Origin of the sequence: Paraburkholderia sp. J41, from assembly GCF_905220235.1 — a bacterium.
In the GTDB taxonomy this organism is placed as follows: Bacteria; Pseudomonadota; Gammaproteobacteria; order Burkholderiales; family Burkholderiaceae; genus Paraburkholderia.
Genome location: NZ_CAJMZE010000028.1, coordinates 57043 through 79862, shown reverse-complemented (window position 1 = coordinate 79862; position 22820 = coordinate 57043). Strand labels below are relative to the sequence as shown.

Here is a 22820-nt window from a genome sequence, read left to right as displayed (position 1 = left end):
AGGCTGGGATCGAGGGTGGCAATGCGTCGGCGGCTCGACGGACGTTTGCAGTGCGGCTGCATCGCGACGGGCGCTCGCTCAAGCTCATACAGGAGTTGATCGGCGTCTCCAGTCTCTCCGCCGTAAAGAACCTCATCGAGGGCGATCCGGTTCGACTGGCTGCGATTGTCAGCGGGGTAATTTGACGGCGACGAATTGTGTGGCAGACGACCACCAATACCCTACGCGATTAAAGCGAAACCCCTTTCATGCCGTTATCAGTCATTGTTCTCCGTGTTATTCTTGGTGCACTTGTACACCATTTTTTGAAAGGCCATGAACGAGGTAACTGACAACGGCGCTGCTCTGCGCACTCTCATCGAACAGGCAGGACTTACGCAGGCCGATGCGCTGGCCGCGCTGAACAGGGGGCAAGCCTTCCCCATCGCACTCTCGACATGGAAAGCCTATCTGGCCGCGCCTGATAGCGCGCGTCGTCGGGCATGTCCCGACAATGTTCTGGCACACGCCAGAAAGACTATCGGCAAGGCTTCGAAAGGGCGTTGACGTGGTGCACTTGTGCTGCACCTACAATCTAACCATTGTCTCGATATGGAAATGGTCATGGGAACGAGATACGAACAGGACGTGGTTGCATGGGCCAACGAGCAAGCGGCACTTCTGCGCGCAGGCGAGCTGGGCGCCATCGACGTTCAGCACATCGCAGAGGAGATTGAAGACGTGGGCAAGAGCGAACAGCGCGAGTTGGCAAGCCGTATGTCGGTCCTGTTGGCGCACCTGCTCAAGTGGCAATTCCAGCCGTCACGCCGCAGCAAAAGCTGGGAGTTCACGATCCGCACGCAGCGCAAGGAAGTGGCCTACGTGCTGGACGAAGCCCCGAGCCTGCGCGGAAAGTTCAGCGATGCGGCTTGGCTCGATATCGTCTGGTCGAAGGCGCGCAGCGCGGCGAGCAACGAAACAGGGCTGGACCTCGATGCGTTCCCGGAAGTTTTGCCGTGGGCCGTCGATGATGTGCTCTCACAAGAATTTCATCCCGAATAACGGAAAACAAGCATGAATCGGGGATCGAAAGAGGTTTCGCAGTTGACCGCGCTGAGCGTCGTTGGCGTCCTTGTAGTGTTCGCGCTCATCGCTGGCTTGCCGCTCACATACGAGGCGCTGAACGCGGTTGGCTTTGCGACGTGGTTTTCTCAGTTGTCGCTTGCTCATCCGCTGTGGATCGGGCTTATTTTGCTCGCGGTCGGCGCGCTTCTTTTCACAGCGGCGGCTCGCTTCGCGAAGCGTCATTAACCATCGGAAAACAGATGCAAAGCGCATACTACAACTTGCTAATGTCCGGTAACGAGGAAGCGTGGACCGGGACATCTTGGGCTATGGAATACACTCGCGTATTCGAGCACACCCACGACGACGTTAAGCGACCATTCGCTGCGCTCGATGATACGGCGATCACTGCGCTAATGAATCTACCGACGCTATTCGCGTACGAGAAGTATCTGCGAGCGCCCGCGCGAGTCGGCAGGATTACTGAAGTGACTCGCAGGCAAACGGAGTTTGCTTTCACGTTCGCGTTCGATCCTACCGTCTCACCCATTCCGTACGATACGTTCACTGGCTTGCTACGCGACCTAGATATTGATCCTAAATGGGAAGTGAATCGCAGTCATTGGGCGGTCAAGAATGTCGATCTCGCCCGAGTGCTCCACAGCGCGGGACTTGTCTCAAGTCCGTCACTTCAGCCCCAAGCTCGTCCACCAAGGGTGTTTATCTCCTACTCTTGGGACTCTCCTGAACATCGTTCATGGGTTAGCAACTTGGCGTCGTCGTTGCGCCGTGATGGCGTCGACGTGATCCTCGATCAATGGCAACTCGGATTGGGCGAGGAATTGAGCACGTTCATGGTCAACGGTGTCCGTGAAAGCGATCGAGTGTTGGTCATCTGCACGGAGCAGTACGTTCGCAAAGGGAAGGAACGTCAGGGTGGCGTAGGCTATGAGCAGATGCTGGTAAGCAGTCAGATCATGCAAAGCGTTGGCACAAACAAATTCGTCCCTGTGGTCCGACAGACCCCGGGTATTGCGCCTGTGCTGCCAGACGATTTAGCGGGCAGGATGTACGTGGACCTTTCCGATGGTCCGAACGCTGCGGTCGCTTACCAACAGCTCGTACATGATCTGCACAACATCCGTGCTCCTCTGCCGCCGCTCGGGCCTCGCCCCGCGGCATCCTAATCCGAGACGCAACGGAAAGCGAAGACCAAATGAAACTACGAGACTTAGTTGATGGTAGCGGCAATCCGTATGTCAAGCGTATCTCTATAAATATGGACGATGTGCCACAGGAGGACCGATACGAGATCGCAGGCATGCTTCGCGGCTTGATGTGCGCGGTCGATGGTTGGGGACGTATATCCGGCCTCACCAACGATTTGTTCGATGAGGACGGTTCGGTAATCGTCACTTTTTCGAGCGTTGAGAAGGCGCAGTATTTCAAGCGGTGCGTCCACCACTACTTTGACGAGTCGATTCTCGACACCCTGAAAGTTAAGAACCGCGTTCGCAAGGCGTAGACCACGGAAAACAACAGCCAGTGCGGGGGATTGATTGATGGAATATCACCGGTTCAATATCGGCAGACCAAATGCCGCGCATGAGACCAACGACTGGTGGGCAGAAAATCTGGCTCGCGGCGTCATTACAGCTGGATTCGATGGCAGTCCGGGCGACGAAGGCGAGCAACATCTACACGCGATGAGTGAAGGCGATTGGGTTCTCGCTTACGTAAGTAAGAGAGGATTCGTCGGCGCTGGACGCGTGCTAGGCGCGAATACGTACAGATTACACGCTCAGCCACCCGAGGGAACACTTTCAGACCATCGACACGAACGTCGCGTGAAATGGGTGTTCGTTATCCGCAATGTGGAGCACGCGATAACCGAGCACGACGCTGCACTGCACCACCCCGTTTCAACGCGTCAACGGGTTACTGACGTTGCAGCAGCAGAGCGGCTGATCACGATTTTGCGAGCCCGCGGTGAGTACCTAACAAGGCCGGAAAGTGCTGCGTCGCCGATAATATCTGCAGACCTGGTCGAACTCCTAAACTCGCTCGATGCACCGATTGTCATTACGAAGAACAAAAAGCCGGGTTCGTCATGGACTTTCCGTGAGGATCGCGAAGTTGCCGGCCGCTACCTCGACGGCTTCTGGACGGTGCGCCCGACACCCGTGGAACACGGGCGTGGCTACGTGCTTCACCACATTGTCCACGAGTCGGTCGTCTGGCTTGGCCTATTCGGCGGGTTAGTCGAGGATGAAGGCGGCCGATATTCCTATGTGATGGACGCGGCGACACCTTTCCTGCTTTCGGATTTCGAGCAGTCAACCGCTGAACAGCGCGTGCTATGGGCAATCCTCAAGCAGGAAGGCCCAGTTGTGACGTACTACTTGCCGCAGGGGCTCAGTGGCGAGGCTCCTACCTTCGCATTTGCGTTAGCCAAGCGGCGCCTGCTGCAGGCCGAGTTCAGGCTTGCGGTCTTCGCGCACCACGGGGCGCGGTGCAAGGTGACGGGTTGCACGGTGCCTCAGTTACTTGATGCGGCACACCTACGAGGTCGTAACTGGGAGGACGGTCACAACGCTGCGACAGATGGGATTCCGCTACGCGTCGACTTGCACCGTGCGTACGATCGCGGTCTCATCGCACTCGATAATCAACACCGGCTGATTGACGTCGGCGATGAGCTGCGCGAGCAATATGCTGAGTACCTGCACGGTGAATGACTAGGAAAAGCCCATGAAAGAATTTTTTCATCTAACCAACGGCGAGGTCGAAGGCCTGATCGTGATGGCTTTGCTCGCCGTTGCGCCCACTGCAATATGGTGGTCGGAGAAGTTTGGAACTGACGCCAAGAACTGACCGGAAAACGTCTAGAAAAGGGGGGCAGTAGTACCATGAGTCGACTTCTACAGGCCTTCATTTTGGCCGTAACGTTGGCCGGGTGTGCAACCACTCCTGTCTCCGACAGTGAGGCCGAACCCGTGCAGGCGCTGGCGTTTGCACGCAGCGAGTCGGCTAACACTGCAATCATGGTGACTCGCGACAGTGGCTTCGCAAATGCAGGGGCCACCGCGAGAATCATGGTTGACGGGAAAGAAGCGGTCAACCTTCGGCCGTCACAACAGGCCCGCATTTATGTCGTCCCTGGCGAACACATCGTTGCGGTGGGTCAAAATTCCGCAAATGCGCAAGCGTCCGTCCAGACAATTACAAGCATCGACCACGAACGGCGCTTTCGAGTCGGTGGGGAGCCGGGGCGGTTCTTTCTGCTCCCTCAGTAGGACTAGGCTCGGGAAAACAGATGGAAAAAAACACAATGACATTACGTGAGATGTTGGAAAGCGCAGCAAAGACCATGGGCCTCACGCTCAGCTGGCCCGCAGAGGATGAGTTCTCGCCCCGCGAGGAAGGGTCCAAGCAGTTGTTCAATCCACACCTCAATGACGGCGTAGCCTATCGATTGCAGGTTGCGAACAACATCATTCTCAGCTTTGCGGGCGGACCGCCTTGGTTCGCGATTGCTGATTTGGGCGCGCTTCGTCGGATCGAAAACGTCGCCGATCACGCCGACAAGGGGGCTGCTGGTCGCGCTGCAATCCTGTGGGTTGCAGCGGAGCGCGGGAAATCGATTATCGTTTAAGCATCGGAAACAGCTCGCTTTAACCATCACGCACGCGGATGGTACGAGCCGGACGGTAGAGCTGTAACGCATTGATCGAAAATCCTGGAGAAAATAAGATGAATTTCGGTTTGCAATGGTGGATGCCGCATCTTGCAGTGATTGTGCTGTTCTTGCTGTACCGACTTTTTATCGCGGCAGTGTTACGTCAGAAATACCGGGCATTGCGCGATTGCCAAACCGCTGCGCAAGTGAATGACCCCGAAGGGAGATGGCACGACGGGCAGAATCCATGCGTTGGTAAAGCGGAACAGATTCGGATTTGGGAGAGGCGGAAAAGTCCGTGGTACTGGCTTCTGATCATCCTCTTTGTCGTCTTCGCGCTACAACATGCGCCGGGTTGACGAAGTATCGAAAGCAGCAAGGAAAACGGCCCATGTACAAAAGACGCATAGTCCGATGGTTTGTCAGCTGGACCGATAGTTGGAACCGAGAGATCCATGAAGCTATCGAGGCAAACGTCTAGGCTGAGTTTCGAAGGCTGTTCCCCGAGGGGGCGCGCGACACAGAAGCCATGATCGAAAAAATGCGTAGCTTTTACTACGCGCGCATGACAAACACGTCAACGCTGCTTGTTGCGATCCTCGCGTTATTCGTCTCGATCGTAGCGCTCGTGGTGCCGTTGTTAATGACCGCCTTCGGATCTTCGCATTGATAGGAAAACTATGCTTCCCACTACCGCTAGACAAGCATTCGATCGGCTGGCAGACGCCATAGAGCGGACTGTAGCCGCACGGGGTTTTAACGAAGTCTGCCAGTACGCAGAGCAACTTGGTTTGAAGGGCGGTAAAACCAACTCGATCACAACGCTCGGATATCGGTTCGACGGCGAGGATGCCTCCGGGGCAAAGATCGAATTGTATGTTCGGTCCTATGATCCAAGCGGCCCCTGCCAGAACATTCCCGATATCAACCGCTTCACAGTGACGATTACCGAAAATGGTGTCCAGACAGCGAGATATGAGAACGAGTACAGTGATTAAGAAAAGGGAGCGTGCGCCGACTGAAGCGCTTCGGCTCGTAACTCGGAAAACAAAATGGGATCGAGAGAGCACTATACCGTTCGCGTCACCTGCCCATCTTGCGGTCGCAGGGGCACTGCGGGCTGGTCGGAATGGGATCGTCCCTCCGCATACAGTGGCACAGGCCGCCGACTTGAATCAGTGCCTTCTGGATTCATCGTTGGCGCCGACAAAGACACGGACGGCGATCCGACTTTGGTTTGCGAAACGTGCGGTGTTGCTGCTTAACGGACCGGAAACGGTTTGGCCGAGTGGCGGACGAAACGACGGAGAAGCAGTAAGGGTGAGAAATGGAGCTACCTGAACAAGGTGTCGATAGATATCAGGCCATCGGCCAGCACGAAGCCGGTCACTTTTTTGTTGCAAGAGCGATGGGCTTCCGCGTTGAAAAAGTTACGCTGAAGTTCATCGGGAGGGGAAACGAGAAAGAACCGCCTCACCGCGGGGAGGCGAACATTCATCTATATCGGAATCTGCTCGGTATCGATCAGGTTTCGAAATACTTGAGGGATCGAATTTCGGTCCTCTATGCGGGTGCGCTCGCAGAGGCCCTCAAGGGCCACGTTATCGACGAGGAAATCGCAAAATTTTCGCAAGAAACTAACGCAGCCGTCGATGTCGCCAAGGCGAGCGAGTATCTTGAGATGTTGCTTAATGTCGAGCGTGGGGACGACGTTTCACTCGCCGATCCCGAATCCCGTCGATGCACTCGGAATGCACTATGCGGGGAGTTGTATCAGAATGCGGCGGACGTCGTGATGGCTCACGCCAATGCAATCAAGGTTGTAGGCGCCGAGTTGGCACGCAAAGCTATGGAAAATTGGGGAAGAGAGGTCGTGCTTACGGTAGATGAAATTGACCGACTTCTTTCTCGCCTCGATGCAAGCGAGACGAACGACTAGCGGTTTCGCGTTTCGCCTAAGTCGCGATATTCACTACGGCGCGATACCTAAACGAAATACGTGACAGAGACCACGGAAAACTTGCGATGACCGATGTTCTTGCTTTCGATTGGGGTACGACGATGGTGGGTGTTCTGGACGTCCAGACGGGGATCTATACGCCGTATCGCGGGGTAGAAAAGAGCATTGAGGGGGCCACGCGCATACTCTCGGCAGAGGGAGTCATCGTCAGCTTCAATGGGACCGCGTGCGACCTGCCGAAGCTCTTCGAGCTGCTGAAGTTGGATCAATCGGAGCAAGTCATCGGAGCGACGCACGACGATATGCTGTTGATCACGTCCAACGCTCGGTGGCCATCCGATGCCGGTACGGGATCGATTAAAGGCCCCGGCTTAATCGCGACTTATAAATACTACTTAGGGAGCAATGTACCGGTCGCTCCTGAGGGCCTAACGGACGAGTACGAGGTAAGCAACTGGCGTGATTGCCACATGACTGCCGCTCTCTGGAAGAAATGGAAGCGCGGCGAACTCGCGGAATGAATCGGAAAACGTACCTGTGACAACATATGACCGATAAAAGAGAATACCGAAAGCGGCAGTTTCTTCGCTCGGTCAAGACCGTCGCGGAATATCTCGATGTGGTCAACAGGCAATTGGACGGTTCGCCAAGTTGCCTGTTTCGCGGACATCGACGCGCGGATTGGCCTTTACTGCCTTCAGCGGCAAGAGATTCTTTTATAAGTCGGAGAGAAGAATCGAACATGCTCGCGGAGTTCATCCGACGGTCATTGCCCCACACAACGTCATCGGGCCTGCTGTCTAGAACCGATTGGCTCGCAATCGCACAACATCACGGCATGCCGACCCGCTTGCTCGATTGGACGGGTAGCGCCCTGACGGCATTGTGGTTTGCTGTCGAGAAGGCGGCTGAAGGCAGGCGCCCGGCCGCAGTCTGGGTACTGCCCTACACGGTCGACGACTTTCTCGATGATGAGGAAAAAGCCCCATTTGGGCTACACGAGACCGTGTTGGTGAAGCCACGTCACGTCACTCCCCGAATTACTGCTCAGGACGGCTGGTTCACGCTACATAGAAGCGGACGCACGGACGCAAGTGCCGGTCCTTTCTTGAGCCTAGACAACAATAAAGGGTATCGCGAGCGTTTGAAGTATGTGACTGTTCCGGCCACAGCATTCGGGCAAATTCGATTCGAGTTGGCGACCGCGGGGATTACAGCAGCGGTGATTTATCCAGATCTTGGCGGTGTCGCACAGTACGTGACGTGGGCCCACAAGCATTTAGGGGATGAAATTAATTATCGACTCGGGTCACGCGAGCCACTCTAAGATAGTCGCACTACCGTGCCCGCAGTCTGGGGGCCGGCAGCGGCAAAAGGAAAACATATGCGACCGATATTTGTTATTAAAGAAGTTTCTCCCGAACATTGGTCCTTGCATTTGGCGAGCGGCGCTGGCGCTAGTGCCGGCCGTTCGCTGTACCCCAGTGCGCAGCTCGCGGCGGCGGAAGCGCGTTCGCGCAACGCAGACGCGGAAATTGAAGTGCAGATTCAGGCGGCGGACGAGCGAATTCCTGCAACCATCCGTCCGACACTCGTCGCACTCGCGGCCGCTGGCTACGGGCAGGCGGCACGCACGTACCATCTGTCGCGCCGTCAACTTGCTGCCTTGGGCCTCAGTCATGACGACATCACTCGGCTCATTCACGTTCCGATAGCGGCCGGTGAGTGGAATGCTGCGGGCATCGAAGGAGCTCAACGCGCAATTGCCCGAGACCGGCAAGACATCGAGCTTCTTCGCCAACGGCAGGTATAGGAAAACATCAAGCATGAGCACATATGCAAAGGCGCAATGGTAGAGTGCGACCGCTACGTGCCAGCCGTATCGCCGGCGCGCTTCACGCTCAAACAGCCGAGTTGACGCAGACCCACAGAAAAATGTCGTGTCGCTTCAGCCAAGTTCGACCGTCGGGGAGACTATACGATGCCAAACGCTTTTTCGCGGCGCTTCAATTATTGGGATCTGGTGCGAGAATGCACCGAACTCGGCCTGCTATGCGAAGCACTCGACGAAATTGAAAACACGGACCGCCGCCCGATCCCCGCCAAATTTCTGGATCGGTTCGACGCGCACCTGAGGCGCATCTCGGAGTTAGCCTCAGCGGAAAGGATCGTCCGGTCCGAGGCTCAAATCGAGCCGGGTGAGTGAATGTCAAAGCCATTCTGAGATGTCCGCCTTTCGGCTAAGTTGAAATGTCCGGGCCTTACGGGGTTAAAAGGTCTGTTTTTCACAGGTTACCGCTAACGCAGTGTCGAAGGGCCGCGCTTGAACTGGCAGGGCGCTTACGTCCATTCAGCCAGCACCTGCAGGCCGACGCCCCGGTTTGCTGGACGGCCGTTGCGCCTGCCTGCGTTGTGCCAGATCCACGATGACCTGTTCGATATCGGCCTGCGTGAACTCACGTGGCTTCTTCTTGCCCGACAACGGATCGTTGCGGCTCGTCTTGCTGGTGTCGCCCCGGTTCGTTCGTGACGGAGCCTTGTTGATTCGACTGTTATCGCGTTGCGCCTGGATCGCCTGCGAGATCTGAAGTGCGTGGCTCAGGCGCTTATGCCCGACGACGCTGCCTTGATCGACGTTGGCCAGCTTGTCGTATTCCCGGTACGGCACCCGTCGTGCGCCTGCCCGAATCTCAATGCGACCGTCCGGGTACTCCCAGACATCGATCTCACGATGAATCAGTTTGCGGTTCTCCGGCGTATCTTCCAGCAGATACATCACACGGTCGTACTGCACCGTGAGCGACTTCGTGACTTTCCGTGGTTCACGCCAGGTTAGCGTCGAGTCCAGACTCTCGTCGGCGCGCAACGGCCGATGCGCATTGAAATTGCTCTTCGGCACTTTGCCAAAGCGGGCGTTATAGCTCGCCATGAAGGAGGGCGCGTATGCGTTGGCCTCAGCTGTAGTGTTGATGCCGCGCAGTCTCAGCTCCTTCACAAGACGATCCTGCAAGGTCAGATGCGCCCGCTCCACGCGCCCCTTGGCTGAACTGCTGTTTGCGCAGAAGGTATCAATGTTCAACTCGTACATCGCGCGGCTAAACGGCGTCACGCGATTCCCCGTCTTGCCGGGATTGGCATTACGGAACACGCTCGCCTTGTCGCTATAAAAAGCGCCGGGCTTGCCGTGTCGCTCGATGTATGCGCGCGTTGCCTCGAAATAGCTGAAGGTCGATTCCGTGGCCGTGAAATGCAGTTGCATGATGCGGCTCGTTGCATCGTCCACGTAGACCAGCAGCGTACACGCCGGCGCCCGGTCCTCGAACCAGCGATGGTCGCTGCCGTCGATCTGGATCAGTTCACCGAGGCAGGCCCGGCGCGCCCGGGGTTGATAGACCTTCGGCGGACGCTGCCGCCGTGGCACCCACAAGCCGGCCTCCGTCATGAGTCGTCTGACCGTTTCCTTGGCTAACCGGATGCCGTGGCACTCCCACAGCTTCTCGCATGCCAGCGTCGGCCCAAAATCGGCGTAGCGGTCGCGGATAATCGATAGCCCCCGATCTGCCGTCACCGCGTCGAGTCGGTTGTTGCCCGGCCTCGAGCGTCGACGCGACACAAGGCCTTGCGGTCCGTCCTCGCGCAACCGGCCAACCAGCCGACGAATCTGCCGTGTCGTCAGCCTGAGTCGTTCCGCCGCGCGCCACGGCTTCAGCTTACCGTCCGCCACGTCCTGGATAACCTTGAATCTGTCCAGTTCTCGCATCGTCATCGTGATCCGTTCTGCCATCGAAGAAGCCTCCGGCGCTGGATCTCCAGCGGCCGATCAGCTTACGACGGGTCGAAAAGCGGACATCTGAACTTAGCTAGAAGCGGACATTACAACTTAGCTGCTACAGTGAAAAAGATCGATAAATAAGGTTATGTTAAATTAAACCGCGTCGCTGAATGGAGTTGTCACATGATTAAATGCTCGCTGTTTTCAAAGACCCTTGGCCATCTGGATCGCGCCTTTAGCGAAAGTGACACACAGGTCATTGTTATCACCGATACGGCCAAGCTGAAAGCCGTGATGGAGGCTAACAGCCGTTACTACCTGAATGAAGCAAGGGTCGAAATGCACGCCCGGTATCTTGATAAGGGCATGTTTGAAATGCCGCTTGTGGCGCCGACTGTGGACTCACTGAAATGGGTCGAGGGCTTTCATCAGATCAACGCCGCTGTGAACGGCCAACTCTCTATTCTGCCGGTCACTACCTCTGCTTCGCATGCGGAACGGGTAAAGGCGCTCGTGGGAGCAAGCGCGCCAGACTCCGCGTACGAAATCTTTGATTTTTCCGAGTGTCATGGTGTAAAAGTGGCTTAGGTCTCGCACTTGAGATTTTCAGGTTTCCGACCGTTCGCGGCGTTGCCTGAATGCACTTGCGAAATATAAAGGAAACCTAAAATTCCTCAGTCTTCTCCAGACAGGAATTCAGCCTGCCCCTCGTGGTGGGCTTTTTCTTTTCCGCACTCCACCTGCGGCGCGACTGCCGAGCGCTTGAACGGTTGCTCAAGTACCCGCAATGACACGCACCAGGTCATCCCGCATCTCCGAAATGTCCAGAACGTGCTGCGCGCGCGTGATCGCGACATACAGCAACCGAAGTTCATCTTCGTCGGGAAATGGACTGCCGTTGCTGCCGCGAAAGCGGAAATCGTTCGCCACCCTGACCCGCTTCCATTCCAGTCCTTTGGCGCGGTGTACCGTCGAGATAACATAGTCGGCCTGGGCTTCCGGCACGCATCGCTGCGCAAGCGCGCGCAGATATCCGGTGCCCATTTCGTCGACGATCTGCACAACCGGCAGCAGGTCCTGCCCGAATGGCGTACGCGCGAACGCCTGCGCATCGGCCCAGTTCTCAAACAGGGAAAACGCGGCGGGTTTGAATGCGCGCTGCCCAGCCAGCAACAGATCGGCACCGTCTGCAAAGGCGGTGACTTCTGCCGCGCTCATCCGGATCGCCGGGCGGTGGCCAGCTTCAAGTCCGGCCGCCAGTTGCCAGATCGCCGTCACGTTTTTGCGACACAGCACCGCGTCGACCGGCGGCGCGAGCGAAGGATCCTCGACCAGCATTGTGCCGATGGCGTCCTGCCCCCGCAGCGGCACTGTCTCGCCCAGGCGGGCGAGCAGGCGGCTCGCCAGCGCTGCAACGGTCGCGCCAAACCGGAACGATTCCGTGAGCGCACATTCGGGGGCCGCGATCTGCGACATCGCATTGACGGCGCCGCGCCACTCATAGATCTGCTGGTACGGATCGCCCACGTAAATGACCTGTGCGTGGCGTTGCTGGGCAAGCACCGACAGCATGACGGCATCGCTGTCCTGCGCCTCGTCGAACAGGATGTAGTCGGCGTCGATGCGCGGTCCGGACATGGCCCACAGCTTGAGCACGACATCGGGCGACACGGCGCTGCGCGACTGTGGCGCCGCACTCTCCTCCCAAATCCGCCGGAGCGCAGGCAGCAACCACGCCCGCAGCTCGGCCGCGAAGACCTCATCGAGCTTTTCGTCAACCACCACATGGTGCACCTGCGGCTCGGCGTCGGCCGAACGGCAGAAGCGACCGAGCGCGTCGGCAATCAGACGGCCCGTCTCGAACGGCAGGAGTTCGACGCGCCGCCCGGTCACCGTGCGCGCCTCGACCGGTCCAATGCCGAAACGCGCGGCCAGCATATGGGGCGGCTCGGGTTCCAGATTACCGCGGTTTCTGAGCGACGCGCTGACGGCTGCCCACGCATGAGCATGCATCGTTCTCGATGCTACGTGCGGCGGAAACCGGCGCGCCGCGGCGTCCGCGATGGCGCGGTTGAATGCGAGGTAGAGGCCACGCCGCCCTTCGAGCCCACGAGCGATCAGCCCGAGGGTCGATGTCTTGCCGGCACCCGCATACGCCTTGATCTTGAGGTCGCCGTCGCGGCGGGCAGCGTCTAGCGCGATCACCTGCTCCGCCGTCGGCGCGAATGCTCCGGTCATGCGGATCCGATCACCATGCGCGGTCTCGCCAGCAGGGCGTCCCGCTCCGCGGCCCGCGTCGCGCCCTCGCCGTCGACGCCGTCACGCGCGTTCATCTGCGCCCACGCGACCTGCTGCTCCGTCGTCATGACGGAGAGGGCGTTACGGATGATCTGATGAGCCGCTCGCAGTTCATAGATGAGCAAGCCCTTCTCGGCCTGCAGCGTGGCAATTTCGAGTTCCGTTGGGTCGATCGACATTGCGGTTCCTTCTGGGCAGACGAGTGCGCAATTCTCGCACGGGACCCGTCGACCGGAATAAAGTGATACCGTTGCGAGGATAATTGAGTCACCACGCACGGAGCAATCCACACGCTCCCAGCCGTATGGCGCCGACGAGCGGCCGCGGCAAACACCGCCACCGGTTGCGAACTTCTGGTCTCGACCCGAAGCGGCCGCCCGGACGCGTACCGCTTCAACGGCACGTTTTGCAAGGTGCAGTGGACATTCTTCCTTTGAGCCAGTCGAAGAACCTCGCTCGGGACGAGCGTCGGTACTCTGCCTCCGGAAAGCTATAGATTCGCTCCCTTAATGGTCAGCTTCCCGCGACCCAAATAGCGAAACTGGTAAGCGAGCTATGGAATCACTACAATTAGCCCGATCGAGCAACGTCAAGTGCAGTTTGGTCGCTCCATACGGCCGGCCCAAAATCGTATTCGAAGCGTGTTGACTCATTCAACGTACTGACGCCCGCTCACCGGAACCTCAAGACCAAAAATGACCAACGAGAATTCACCGGCGCAGTCAACTCTCCAGGACGAGACCATCAGCAGCAAAGAGAAGATGCCTCGCAAAGAGTTGTTGCGGGGCAACCGGGAAATCGTCACGGACCTCTACATCGGTAGCTCGATTGAAAACGAGCGAAACGACTATGCGTTCAAGGTATACATCCGGCTAAACGGCAGGAATCAGATGATCCGGAAAGTCTCTTTCCAACACAGCGTATTTGACGGTTGCTACTTTAATAGCTGTACGTTCGATTCCTGCGACTTCACCGGGTGCCGGTTCGTTGGATGCAATTTCCACCAATCGTCATTTGCCGGCTGTGATTTTAGGTACGTGGTTTTTGAGCGTTGTCAGATCGACGCTGATATTCTTCAGCGGGAGGCACCGCGGGAAGAAAACCTGAAAATGCGATTCGCTCGATCGCTGCGAATGAATTTTCAACAAATGGGCGATGCGAAGGCTGTTAATCAAGCGATTTCTCTTGAACTCGAGGCTACCGAGCATTATCTAAAGAAATCATGGTCTTCAAAAGAGAGCTATTATCACAAGAAATATTCAGGCTGGAAGAAATTGTATCAATTTTTAAAATGGATCGAATTTAAGATACTTGATTTTATTTGGGGGAATGGCGAAAGCATAATCAAACTTATACGATCTATATTTTTGGTTATTTTGCTTATTACTTTATATGATGTCAGTCAATTTGGTAATGCATGGGATCTTAAGAGTTATATCGCAAGCCTAACGGCGTCGCCGGGAATATTTTTCGGCATCGCTAACTCCCATCAGTATCCAGTCTGGCTTTCGTCCGCCATAGCTGCGACACGCTTGATTGGGTTTGCGTTTTTGACGGCGATTCTTGTTAAGCGATTCGGACGGAGATAAAAATGCATATCTATGCCTTTGGCTCCGTGTGCCGTGGTGAGATCGATCACGGCTCTGATGTCGACTTGCTAGCGTGTGTAAATGGGCCCTCTCCTCGGATTGATCCGCAGAAGTACTCCATATATCGCTACGAACGGCTAAAAACCATCTGGAATGAAGGCAATCCGTTCGCTTGGCACTTGCATCTCGAATCAAAGTTGTTGTTTTCGTCGGATGGCACGGACTTTCTGGATTGCCTCGGGAAACCTGCCCCCTACCGAACCTCCCTTGACGACTGCGAAAAGTTCAAACAGCTCTTTGATCGCTCATATCAGGAATTGCAAACTTCGCCGAACAGTGCGGTCTTTCACCTATCTTGTATGTTTTTGGCCGTGCGCAATTATGCGACCTGCCATTCACTTTCAGTCGGGCGGCCAATTTTTTCGAGATATTCACCGCTAATGCTGAAGCCAAGTCTCCACATTGACCCTGCAGCGTTCTCGATCCTTACACGTGCACGATTGTTGTCAACCCGTGGCTATGGAGAGAACATTCAGCCGGAAGAGGTATCCGTTGCCATTAAAGCGGCAGCCGTAGTTCCATCGTGGATGGAGACGTTAAAGAGTGAGAGACTACAATGAGTGAGTTTAATAATCGCATTGATGCCCAGCGTCTTATTCTGAGCATCGTTAACAGAAAACGTTGGGACGAGGAATTGTTTGGCTTATCTAAGGGGACGATCGATCGCTGGATGCGGGTTAACAAAATCGATTCGTCTGGCGGTCTTGCGCACGCCATCCACGAAGCGGCAGATAAGCTGTTTTTTCTGGCGAACAAAAGTCAGGAACAAGTGACCGAAGAGTACCGATTGCTCTCAGTCGAGGTTTCCGAGTTAACTCAGCGTATCGGAAGTATTATTGCTAGCATAAGTTAGTGATCACTCCCCGCGACAACAAACGCCAGCGTATCGGCGGAAAGGGGCCGTTATCAGCTCCAGACCCGCCGCTCAAGCGTTTGCATGATGACGTCAATCAAAGTCGCGCTGCGTCCCACCGCAAGCCAGTAGTTTTTGGCTCGGTCGCGTAATTCATGCAATGGGCATATACGACTCAAGGGACATTCAATTATTTCCGGTGAGAGACCACTCGTCGACCAAGAGCAGACAAGGCCCGGGTCGAACTGGATTTCGCTGGCTGGAGCGTGCGTGCGCCATTCCGGGAGACGATGGGCACTTGCATTGCCTCTTTCAACCTGCGGACCAGTTGGTTCCTAGATTACCGCTCGCCCATCGTCCCGCTGATTCACGCAGGCCGCGCTGATTTTATCCAAATTGAAAGGGGTTGCGGTACTGGGGCCAAGCGGCAGATCGGCGTTGGGCGCACGGCCATAAAACATCGAACTAGGCGCAGGAACCACACAAAAAATGGCGGAGTGGTCTCGATCATTTCGCAGCGACATCACGGGAATCGCTACTCGAATCGACATCGCTCAACTTCGCAAGTACGGGAAAGCAGATCAGGACCTAAGCCAATTACTTATGTGAAGTCCGATTTTTTGCATGTCTGAGAAATTAAAGTGGTTTGTTTGATCAAACTCGGGATATTGATTCCAATGATCGCGCAGAGGTAAGCACTGCGCGTAAATGTCTGAAGAGAGGCTACTACTTGTTTCGGGGACCAATCCATCGTTCGGGTTTGAATTAATCATTTTTTGCAGTCGCATATTGCACAAGGCGCCAACCAGTGGCATTCCGTGTAAAGACTGACTTCCGCCGGATATGCTGAGGATCGGAATCGTCTCCGTGTCGTAATTCTGGCTTAGTAATCTATGTATTAATGGCGCCGACTCATGGTCCGTTCCTAATAGCTCCTCGGCCGCAACTACTTTTTTTGCTGTATAACCAGTCAATGGTACCTTGCAAATAACTCGTGCAGCTTTAACTGCGGTGTTCAGCCATTTATCTCCTCGAAAAGCGCCATTGTGTGGGGTGCCCAACGTGACTATCTTATTTATGAACCGACAGGCTTCGGGATGGAAAGTAAAGGCTCTCGCTACTAGCCCTCCCATACTGTGACAAACGAAACTAACTTTTCTACATTCGATGACAGAATCATGTCGATTCAGCTCATCAAGGATCGAGTGGAGCGCCACGGCCGCTCTTTCAATTCCCCGGGACGATTTGTAATTGAAAATAAACACATTAAATCCAAACTTGGAGAGGTAATCGAATAACGTCTTCATATTACTTCCATGTCCAGTGAACCCGTGGATGAAGATGGCGTTATGATTATCTTCAAACCTGAAGTCATCAGGTGTCGCCCAATCGCCGCTTCTACAGGAGCGAAGCTCCTCGCTCGCGATGGCTTTTGTAGGGTTTGGGAGTGTCGGCATATTATACCTCGACTGCAAAGACCAAAACTTCCGATTCGAACGCCTTAATCTCAGGTTTTTCGGGCTGCTTTTCGCTTGGATCAATCAAGTCAAGGCTATCTTCGATAATCATAGTAACTCCTTCTCGATCGAATTCGACGACTCGACCGACTCCACACAATTCCCCGCTGGTATAAAGTCCCAAAAGTCCAATTTCGTCATCTCCCGGCAGATCTCTGAGCATCGGCCACGATAGCGTCGTCTTAACGGCCGGGATTGCTGCCAGCCGTTCGAGGAGCTCATGAGCGGAGGCGCAAGTAGACATTCGCAAGGAGAAGACACACCCATCCGACCGCACGCGAGATTCGTACGGCGAGTTAAGCTTGTGTAGTTCATCGCGAATTTGTTGTTGGTTCTCTTTCGCGACAATCGAGATCTGATCAGGTGATGGCTTCGCGGCCTGATTCGTGACGCCCAGTGCAGTTGCTGCCACGCCACCTTCAGCGCTTTCGAGCACTAAGATCAGCGAACCTTCTGACACGTTGTCGCCGACCTTCACCTTGACTTCCTTGATTGTGCCAGCAGCCGTGCTGGGCACATCCATTGTCGCCTTGTCCGATTCGAGCGTGACGAGGGATTGCTCTTTTTCGACGGTGTCACCCACTTTCACTAGTACCTCAATCACAGGGAGAGCCTTGTAAGCACCGATGTCGGGTACCTTGATTTCTTCGTCAACCTCTGGATTCATTCTTTTCTCCCGAGATGTGCTTCGGACGCAGAAGCCGGAACGTCGGCGGAAAGTGCCCACGTTGATGCATGCCACAATGACCACCGGCCGTGGAACTGCCGTGCCTCGTAAAGACACGAACTCGGCTTACCATCACTGGGAGCAGCCGGTTTGAAGTAATCGCTGTTTGAATACGCGGCGATCGATACAACGACAGCGGCCCAGATCGCGAGCGACAGTTGGGCCCCGTATTTGAAGGTTTCAAGATTATCCGCGTTTCGATAATAGCGGAACACAAAGAACCATTCGAACCACCAGAATAGCGGTGGCGCGACCCCCCAAATGACTGCCAGGATAAACAGCATGACGGGTGGCCTACAGGGCGGGGCGAACCACGCCGCAAGCAATGTATAGATAAAGAAAGCCACTGAAGCAAGAGCAACCGCCCAAAGCCAAAGCCGCGCCTGGCGCAAACACGTCTGCTCCGGCCGGAACTGATAAATATCGAAGCGAGCCGGGTCGGGCGTTGCGGGTGGGGGCGGGGGAACACCAAGTGCTAAATTGGCCACTAGTTCCAAGTCAGCGATGGCGTCTTGGAGACCCTTCAGCCGGGCTCTAAATTCGGCTGCCAACTGGGGGTCCAGGGTTGTTTGCGTGTTGGGCGCCACGTTTTTCGTCCTTTCGAACCGTTCACTGCCAGTGTAGGCACGAAACTGCTGTGTGTTACGCTCTCTGTGCGGTGCCCCACCTTACTCCGCAAAAAAAGTGCACTTTGAACAACTGATCGACATGGTCGCGCTCCGTGGACACAGACGTGTTTGAACTTCCGAGCGCGGTGCTTACGATAGTCGTGCCGCAATTCAATGTCTGCTAGCGGATGCGGCACGGACGCTCGATACTTTCGCCGATCCTCGCTTCTTGGCTGGCTAGCGCCTGACGCATCGCCCGAGACTGGGCATTCAAGCGGGCATGTCGGCGGCGAGCTTGCCGCGAAGCGCGACCTCGTCGCTACGCGACGTGCATTGTGCGAGCTCAAACGGCTGCACCCAAATCGGTTCACCAACGTCCAGCGGGACGTCGGTGAACCGACCCGGTCATGCCGCCGAATTCTCACGGTGCTCGGGCAACAAGATCGCATTTGCCGACGCGACCTCTTCTTGCGTCAGGAGGCGATTCACGGGCGTACGCTTCAGCAAAAACGCCGCCACAGTATTGTGGACACAGTACTCGACCGCACCACGGATCTCGCGCTCGGCCGACTCGCGTTCCCACGGATGGGCGGACGACGGGTACGAAAAAATTCCCGCACGCCAGACGCCTGCGATGAGACGGAAGCTGAGCACATTGCGCTTCGTGCGTGCACTTTCGACACAGATGCGCTCGCTGCAAACCCGTTGGAAATGAAACGAATCAATCCGGAAGCGCTCGTACTGATCCACGTAGAACTCTGGCGTCGTGAACACGAGTTGTGCGAGATCTTCGTCGCTAACGCCCGGCATCGACGAGACGGAAACGCTGAGGTCGCCGACGAGCTCAGGGAACCGCGGAGACGGCGTATCGAGCCACTCGAATTTGCACGACACCTTTAGTGCCCCCAGATCAAGTTTGTCACGGGCCGCGACCGTTTCCTCAATCTGAAGACGCACGCCATCTGGCACGGAAAGGCCGACCGATTCAAGCAGGTCGGAATAACGCTGGAGCAAAGGCGGCGGAACTCGCAAGCTGACGAGCTTCCCGCCTTTCGATGTTTCTGACATGGGACCACCAAACGGTTTTTTTGGTTAAGGAAGTACTGCAAGGACAATGCTAACCAATTTTTCAGATGATGCCATTTCTATATTGATGTCATATCAAAAATGATATCGAAATTCAAATACAATCATATTTATCAAAATCGCTCCTATCGTCGGAGCGGAACCTAGATGGTCTTTTTGAGGTGCCGCCACACGGAGCCGCACCCAGCAAACTCCCCACTAGCGCGATGTATAAAATTCGTGACAGAGACAGGCGGAGTGCTGCTCAAGATGAGTCGCTCCGTTCGCCAATCTCCATCGCGCGAAGGCGCGCGAGCACGTTCACATTGCGTCACGGCAGCCACGTTCAGGATATTTTTATGGTCGACAGGATCAACTCGCTCGCAGCCCAGCAGCGACGAATCGAAACGAAAGCCATCGCGCTTGCGGAGAACGCACGAAAGCTCGGCGAGGATCTAAACGCTGCGTTCAACGGAAAAGCGGTTTCCGGATCGAGCAGCCATGTCACCCTGGAACAGTACGGCTACGACGAATATATCTATGGCTGCCTTTGTTATCGCGACCGTGAATTGTCAGTCCTATATCGCACGACCGACGAGGATGCGGCAGATGCCCACAGTGGCACGCCAAACGATGTTCGTTCCTACAATTCAACGCTACTGGCAGAATGCAAGCCTGCCTGGCTTGAACACATCTTGAATGAGGAGACCATAGGGTCACTGTTAGACGCTATCGGCGACAGCCTCACCGAGCGCGAAGGGCGCCTCGATCGGGCGCGATCCGCCCTGCACGCGATCACAGAAGTTGAATCAGCCAACCTGGATGCCCAGATGGCGACCGCCCTCGAACAAGCAGGAGATGTCACGCTGAGTGGCCGGTGGCGCGACACGCTCGATGCTTCTCATATGGATTCGGCCGACAGCCTAGCGCGTAGCAGCAGTTTTCTGGAGTCGGTCTGTGCGACGATTCTGCGAGCGCGCGATGTTGAGCTTCCGAAAGACAAGTCCCTCAAACCACTTCTTGATGCCTGTGTCAAATCGCTCCCCTGGCCAGACAAAGCCGCACTGGCCGACGCCAAGCAGGCATTCGCTGGCGTGCAATCGATCGCAGGCGGCGTGGGCACGTTGCGTACACGATTCAGCACCGCCCACGGTGCGACCGCGCATCTGCCATCGCTCGATGGCGGTTGGGCGGTGTTTGCGAAGAACGCCTCTGCAGCGCTAGCCATTTTCCTGCTTGATCGTCACACAAGGAGTGCTCAAGCCAATTCAAAGGGTGGTCAGGATGACGCTTGTGCCTGAGCCACTGGAGGCTGTTCAGGATCGCCGAGCACTGTACGCGTGCCGTTGTGCCCTTCAGCACTGGCTGCGCAACGAGTTTGACTGCGCGGGCGGCGAAGAGTTTATGCTCAACCTGAGCGATGCAATTGACCACGCGCTCAAATACGAGCATTGCGGTCAGCAGGCATGGGATCTTGTCGTCAGCGAGATCAAATTTCGAATCGAACTACTGGAGGGTTACTCGCTCATCACCGGATGCACCACCCTGTTGACGTTCGTGTCGGGCCAGCGAAAGCGTCTTGCTTCTATCGGGGTTCTTCGCTGAAACACACCATTCAGACGCCGATCCCAGCCGCGCTGCTGTTCGTGTAACAACGAGCGCGAATTCCGGAGGTCGCGAGCCAATTGTGTTGTATGCCCCGAATTAGAAAAAACTGCCAAACGCCGGCAGATAGCGTTGGGAGAGATCAGCCCTATGTCGAGGCAGCCTCGGCGGACACATAAAACGGGTCTAGATCCTAATGGTAGGGAATGGTTCTCACAACAGCCGTGCTATGCTATGTCCCTTGCTTAATGGAGTGCGTCGCAGATGGCCTGAAGCAGCATAAATGAATCCGATGCGATTCCGAGCGTCTATCAGGTTCCCGATCTCGAACAAATCCTCGCGGACTCAAGTGCTTTATATGCTGTTCCAAATTGATGACATACGACTAAACGTCCGTGAGTTCCTTCGGCAAATATACCCGGAAGTCGTCTCAGATTGGCAGAACACGTTTGAGAGCGCGTTTTCCGATTTGGCGAGGCGGGGTTTAATCGCGCCAGATGACCACAACCGATATGGCCTGACTCCGCTCGGTGAGTCAGAAGTCAGCCAATACGGCAGGCTTCCGAAGCTTTGCTAAGCACGGCGGGGTGAACGAGCCCGCAGCTCAGTGCGAGAAAGCGATTGTGGATGCCGCCGCTGTCTTGCAGTCAAAGCACACTGTTTGACAAACGGTACTTTTATGTTATACTTATAACTGTCTAAGGAGTGCGTCAAATACCAGACGGGAACAGACGGCCTCGTATCCGCACACTTGGGCAAACTAAAAGGCCGCGTTCGCGGCCTTTTGTTTTTCATGCCTCCCAGATCAGCAGCCCGTCGGCGCGCCATTGATCAAATTTCCCTTCGTTGTTCTTCGGATAGGCGCTGGTCATCCAATGCATGTTCGCGCGGCTTGTCGCGTTGGGCTGATCGAGTTCTACAGACGCCATCAGGGGATCCCCGTCGACGCGCTCGACACTCAGCAGCAGGACGGCACTCGGCACGTTTCCCTTTGACGCGGATTGATAGACTGCCTTAGGGCGAAGAACCGTATTCGCCAAGTTGGCAACGATGTCAGGCGGGACACTATGCTTCGTGAGGATCTTGGCCAGAATGCTTATCGACGTCACGACGTTGAGATCAGGCGTTTCCAATGCTGTCAGTACTGCCGTCGGCAGTCGGCCGATCAAGACCTGCACGGAAAGAAAATCGCGACCGAGTTCTCCGGCCTCGTAGGCTTTAAGAATCCCTCGAGGCAGGTCCCGGGTTAGTTCAATACGGCCGGGTAGGCTCATTGCTGCGTCCAGGACAGCTGCAACAAACCCTCTTTCAAATGCACGCTTATCGCGCGCGCCTCGTTGCACATCGCCCTGCCTCCACCGCTCTCGTATTGACGAGACCAATTATATCCTTTAGTCATCTGACCCCATTAACACTCAAGCATGATAATTGTTATTATCATGCTTGCGTTTGATTGCTAAAATACGGGGAATTCCCGTCGAACCTCACTCTGGAGGACGTTTGCGAAACGATTCCGCGCCGCCCGATACGTCTGCTGCCGCTCTGACCGAGCGACTGCGAATCTTTATCTTCAGCGCAGCCCTTCCCGTCAGCCGGCTCGCGCTCGACGTCGAAGGCGCTGAGCGGTTTTCAGTCTTCGGCGACGAAGGCTCTCCTCAGATGCAGCTCGTGCGCGCCATGCCACCGTTCACGCCAGCGGCCGCCGAAATCGTCAACGCGATGGTGGACGCATTCGGCACCGATCTGTTCACGGACAGGCTTGAAGGTCGGTTGCAGGCGGTGATTCGCTTCGGCCCCGTTCGTTTCGCCCACGTCATCCTCGCTTTCGAGGCACGGTTTCCCTCTCGCCCGCTGTCGGCGCTGGCGACGCGTTTCCAGCAGATCCTCGACCGCCACCCCGAAATCGGCTACGCCGATGCGCATCTGGCTCAGTCAGATCGGTCTGCCGGTGGGCGGCCCCAAAGCCCCATGAGTGCGATTTCCGCAGCGCCGAAGGCGTATGCGTGTTTTAACCGAGCCTGAGCGTTAGTTGCATTAGGAGCA

The 22820-nt window shown here is 55.9% G+C and carries 29 protein-coding genes and 2 pseudogenes; 23 read left to right on the top strand and 8 right to left on the bottom strand.

Features of this window, described 5'->3' with window-relative positions:
* The 16 genes and pseudogenes from U5805_RS24235 to U5805_RS24160 all read left to right on the top strand — a co-directional run.
* Positions 1-185 (top strand): annotated as a pseudogene (locus U5805_RS24235) (site-specific integrase); the annotation flags it as partial.
* A gap of 130 nt (positions 186-315) precedes the next feature.
* Positions 316-546 (top strand): hypothetical protein, encoded by a 231-nt coding sequence (locus U5805_RS24230; protein ID WP_322106042.1) that lies wholly within the window; start codon positions 316-318, stop codon positions 544-546.
* Positions 547-603: 57 nt separating this feature from the next.
* On the top strand, positions 604-1041 hold the full coding sequence (locus tag U5805_RS24225) for a DUF29 domain-containing protein (protein WP_322106041.1): 438 nt from the start codon (positions 604-606) through the stop codon (positions 1039-1041).
* Positions 1042-1053: 12 nt separating this feature from the next.
* The gene (locus U5805_RS24220) at positions 1054-1290 is read left to right on the top strand and encodes a hypothetical protein (RefSeq protein ID WP_322106040.1); all 237 of its coding nucleotides are present in this window, start codon (positions 1054-1056) and stop codon (positions 1288-1290) included.
* An 83-nt stretch (positions 1291-1373) separates the two neighbouring features.
* Entirely contained in the window at positions 1374-2231 is an 858-nt protein-coding gene (locus tag U5805_RS24215; RefSeq protein WP_322106039.1) for a toll/interleukin-1 receptor domain-containing protein, read from the top strand.
* Positions 2232-2260: 29 nt separating this feature from the next.
* Complete coding sequence (locus U5805_RS24210; protein ID WP_322106038.1) at positions 2261-2569, top strand: hypothetical protein; 309 nt, start codon at positions 2261-2263, stop codon at positions 2567-2569.
* A 37-nt stretch (positions 2570-2606) separates the two neighbouring features.
* Positions 2607-3782, top strand: a complete 1176-nt coding sequence (locus U5805_RS24205) for an HNH endonuclease (protein ID WP_322106037.1) — start codon at positions 2607-2609, stop codon at positions 3780-3782.
* Positions 3783-3795: 13 nt separating this feature from the next.
* Positions 3796-3918 (top strand): hypothetical protein, encoded by a 123-nt coding sequence (locus U5805_RS24200; RefSeq protein WP_322106036.1) that lies wholly within the window; start codon positions 3796-3798, stop codon positions 3916-3918.
* Positions 3919-4360: 442 nt separating this feature from the next.
* Positions 4361-4699, top strand: a complete 339-nt coding sequence (locus tag U5805_RS24195; protein WP_322106035.1) for a hypothetical protein — start codon at positions 4361-4363, stop codon at positions 4697-4699.
* 98 nt (positions 4700-4797) lie between these two features.
* Positions 4798-5082, top strand: coding sequence for a hypothetical protein (locus U5805_RS24190; RefSeq protein ID WP_322106034.1), 285 nt, complete (start codon positions 4798-4800; stop codon positions 5080-5082).
* A gap of 321 nt (positions 5083-5403) precedes the next feature.
* The gene (locus U5805_RS24185) at positions 5404-5721 is read left to right on the top strand and encodes a hypothetical protein (protein ID WP_322106033.1); all 318 of its coding nucleotides are present in this window, start codon (positions 5404-5406) and stop codon (positions 5719-5721) included.
* A gap of 329 nt (positions 5722-6050) precedes the next feature.
* Positions 6051-6662, top strand: coding sequence for a hypothetical protein (locus U5805_RS24180; protein ID WP_322106032.1), 612 nt, complete (start codon positions 6051-6053; stop codon positions 6660-6662).
* 86 nt (positions 6663-6748) lie between these two features.
* A complete protein-coding gene (locus U5805_RS24175) occupies positions 6749-7204 on the top strand; it encodes a hypothetical protein (protein ID WP_322106031.1) in 456 nt (151 codons plus the stop codon).
* 26 nt (positions 7205-7230) lie between these two features.
* Positions 7231-8010, top strand: a complete 780-nt coding sequence (locus U5805_RS24170; protein WP_322106030.1) for an FRG domain-containing protein — start codon at positions 7231-7233, stop codon at positions 8008-8010.
* 57 nt (positions 8011-8067) lie between these two features.
* On the top strand, positions 8068-8496 hold the full coding sequence (locus U5805_RS24165; RefSeq protein ID WP_322106029.1) for a hypothetical protein: 429 nt from the start codon (positions 8068-8070) through the stop codon (positions 8494-8496).
* A gap of 168 nt (positions 8497-8664) precedes the next feature.
* Positions 8665-8889 carry a hypothetical protein gene (locus tag U5805_RS24160; RefSeq protein ID WP_322106028.1) on the top strand — a complete coding sequence of 75 codons (225 nt, stop codon included), beginning with the start codon at positions 8665-8667 and terminating at the stop codon, positions 8887-8889.
* 144 nt (positions 8890-9033) lie between these two features.
* Here U5805_RS24160 and U5805_RS24155 read toward each other — a convergent pair whose 3' ends face one another.
* Positions 9034-10467 (bottom strand): ISNCY family transposase, encoded by a 1434-nt coding sequence (locus tag U5805_RS24155; RefSeq protein ID WP_415914656.1) that lies wholly within the window; start codon positions 10465-10467, stop codon positions 9034-9036.
* A 171-nt stretch (positions 10468-10638) separates the two neighbouring features.
* Between U5805_RS24155 and U5805_RS24150 the strand changes: the two genes are divergently transcribed.
* A complete protein-coding gene (locus tag U5805_RS24150; protein WP_199272511.1) occupies positions 10639-11043 on the top strand; it encodes a hypothetical protein in 405 nt (134 codons plus the stop codon).
* Between the two features lie 186 nt (positions 11044-11229).
* On the opposite strand, the gene U5805_RS24145 is transcribed toward U5805_RS24150, so the two are convergent.
* Together U5805_RS24145 and U5805_RS24140 are read right to left on the bottom strand one after the other, a co-directional pair.
* Positions 11230-12693, bottom strand: a complete 1464-nt coding sequence (locus U5805_RS24145; RefSeq protein ID WP_322106027.1) for a UvrD-helicase domain-containing protein — start codon at positions 12691-12693, stop codon at positions 11230-11232.
* A complete protein-coding gene (locus U5805_RS24140; protein ID WP_158958793.1) occupies positions 12690-12932 on the bottom strand; it encodes a hypothetical protein in 243 nt (80 codons plus the stop codon). The genes U5805_RS24145 and U5805_RS24140 overlap by 4 nt, the downstream gene beginning before the upstream one ends.
* 516 nt (positions 12933-13448) lie before the next feature.
* Here U5805_RS24140 and U5805_RS24135 point away from each other — a divergent pair.
* Genes U5805_RS24135 through U5805_RS24125 form a run of 3 tightly spaced genes read left to right on the top strand, consistent with a single transcriptional unit; the run spans position 13449 to position 15255 of the window.
* A complete protein-coding gene (locus U5805_RS24135) occupies positions 13449-14342 on the top strand; it encodes a pentapeptide repeat-containing protein (protein WP_322106026.1) in 894 nt (297 codons plus the stop codon).
* A gap of 2 nt (positions 14343-14344) precedes the next feature.
* Positions 14345-14962, top strand: coding sequence for a nucleotidyltransferase domain-containing protein (locus tag U5805_RS24130; RefSeq protein ID WP_322106025.1), 618 nt, complete (start codon positions 14345-14347; stop codon positions 14960-14962).
* Positions 14959-15255, top strand: a complete 297-nt coding sequence (locus U5805_RS24125) for a hypothetical protein (protein WP_322106024.1) — start codon at positions 14959-14961, stop codon at positions 15253-15255. The genes U5805_RS24130 and U5805_RS24125 overlap by 4 nt, the downstream gene beginning before the upstream one ends.
* A gap of 581 nt (positions 15256-15836) precedes the next feature.
* On the opposite strand, the gene U5805_RS24120 is transcribed toward U5805_RS24125, so the two are convergent.
* From U5805_RS24120 to U5805_RS24105, 4 genes and pseudogenes are all read right to left on the bottom strand, one after another.
* On the bottom strand, positions 15837-16712 hold the full coding sequence (locus U5805_RS24120; protein WP_322106023.1) for an esterase/lipase family protein: 876 nt from the start codon (positions 16710-16712) through the stop codon (positions 15837-15839).
* Between the two features lie 421 nt (positions 16713-17133).
* Positions 17134-17439, bottom strand: a pseudogene (locus tag U5805_RS24115) (biotin/lipoyl-containing protein); the annotation flags it as partial.
* Positions 17436-18086 carry a hypothetical protein gene (locus tag U5805_RS24110; protein WP_322106022.1) on the bottom strand — a complete coding sequence of 217 codons (651 nt, stop codon included), beginning with the start codon at positions 18084-18086 and terminating at the stop codon, positions 17436-17438. The pseudogene U5805_RS24115 and the gene U5805_RS24110, both read right to left, overlap by 4 nt.
* 426 nt (positions 18087-18512) lie before the next feature.
* Positions 18513-19175, bottom strand: coding sequence for a hypothetical protein (locus U5805_RS24105; protein ID WP_322106021.1), 663 nt, complete (start codon positions 19173-19175; stop codon positions 18513-18515).
* A 356-nt stretch (positions 19176-19531) separates the two neighbouring features.
* On the opposite strand from U5805_RS24105, the gene U5805_RS24100 reads away from it, so the two are divergent.
* Positions 19532-20473 carry an abortive infection family protein gene (locus tag U5805_RS24100; protein WP_322106020.1) on the top strand — a complete coding sequence of 314 codons (942 nt, stop codon included), beginning with the start codon at positions 19532-19534 and terminating at the stop codon, positions 20471-20473.
* Positions 20457-20777 carry a hypothetical protein gene (locus U5805_RS24095; protein WP_322106019.1) on the top strand — a complete coding sequence of 107 codons (321 nt, stop codon included), beginning with the start codon at positions 20457-20459 and terminating at the stop codon, positions 20775-20777. Before U5805_RS24100 ends, U5805_RS24095 begins: the two co-directional genes overlap by 17 nt.
* 791 nt (positions 20778-21568) lie before the next feature.
* Here the strand turns inward: U5805_RS24095 and U5805_RS24090 are convergent.
* Positions 21569-22051 carry a hypothetical protein gene (locus U5805_RS24090; RefSeq protein ID WP_322106018.1) on the bottom strand — a complete coding sequence of 161 codons (483 nt, stop codon included), beginning with the start codon at positions 22049-22051 and terminating at the stop codon, positions 21569-21571.
* A 226-nt stretch (positions 22052-22277) separates the two neighbouring features.
* On the opposite strand from U5805_RS24090, the gene U5805_RS24085 reads away from it, so the two are divergent.
* Entirely contained in the window at positions 22278-22799 is a 522-nt protein-coding gene (locus U5805_RS24085; RefSeq protein WP_322106017.1) for a hypothetical protein, read from the top strand.
* Positions 22800-22820 lie beyond the last annotated feature (21 nt).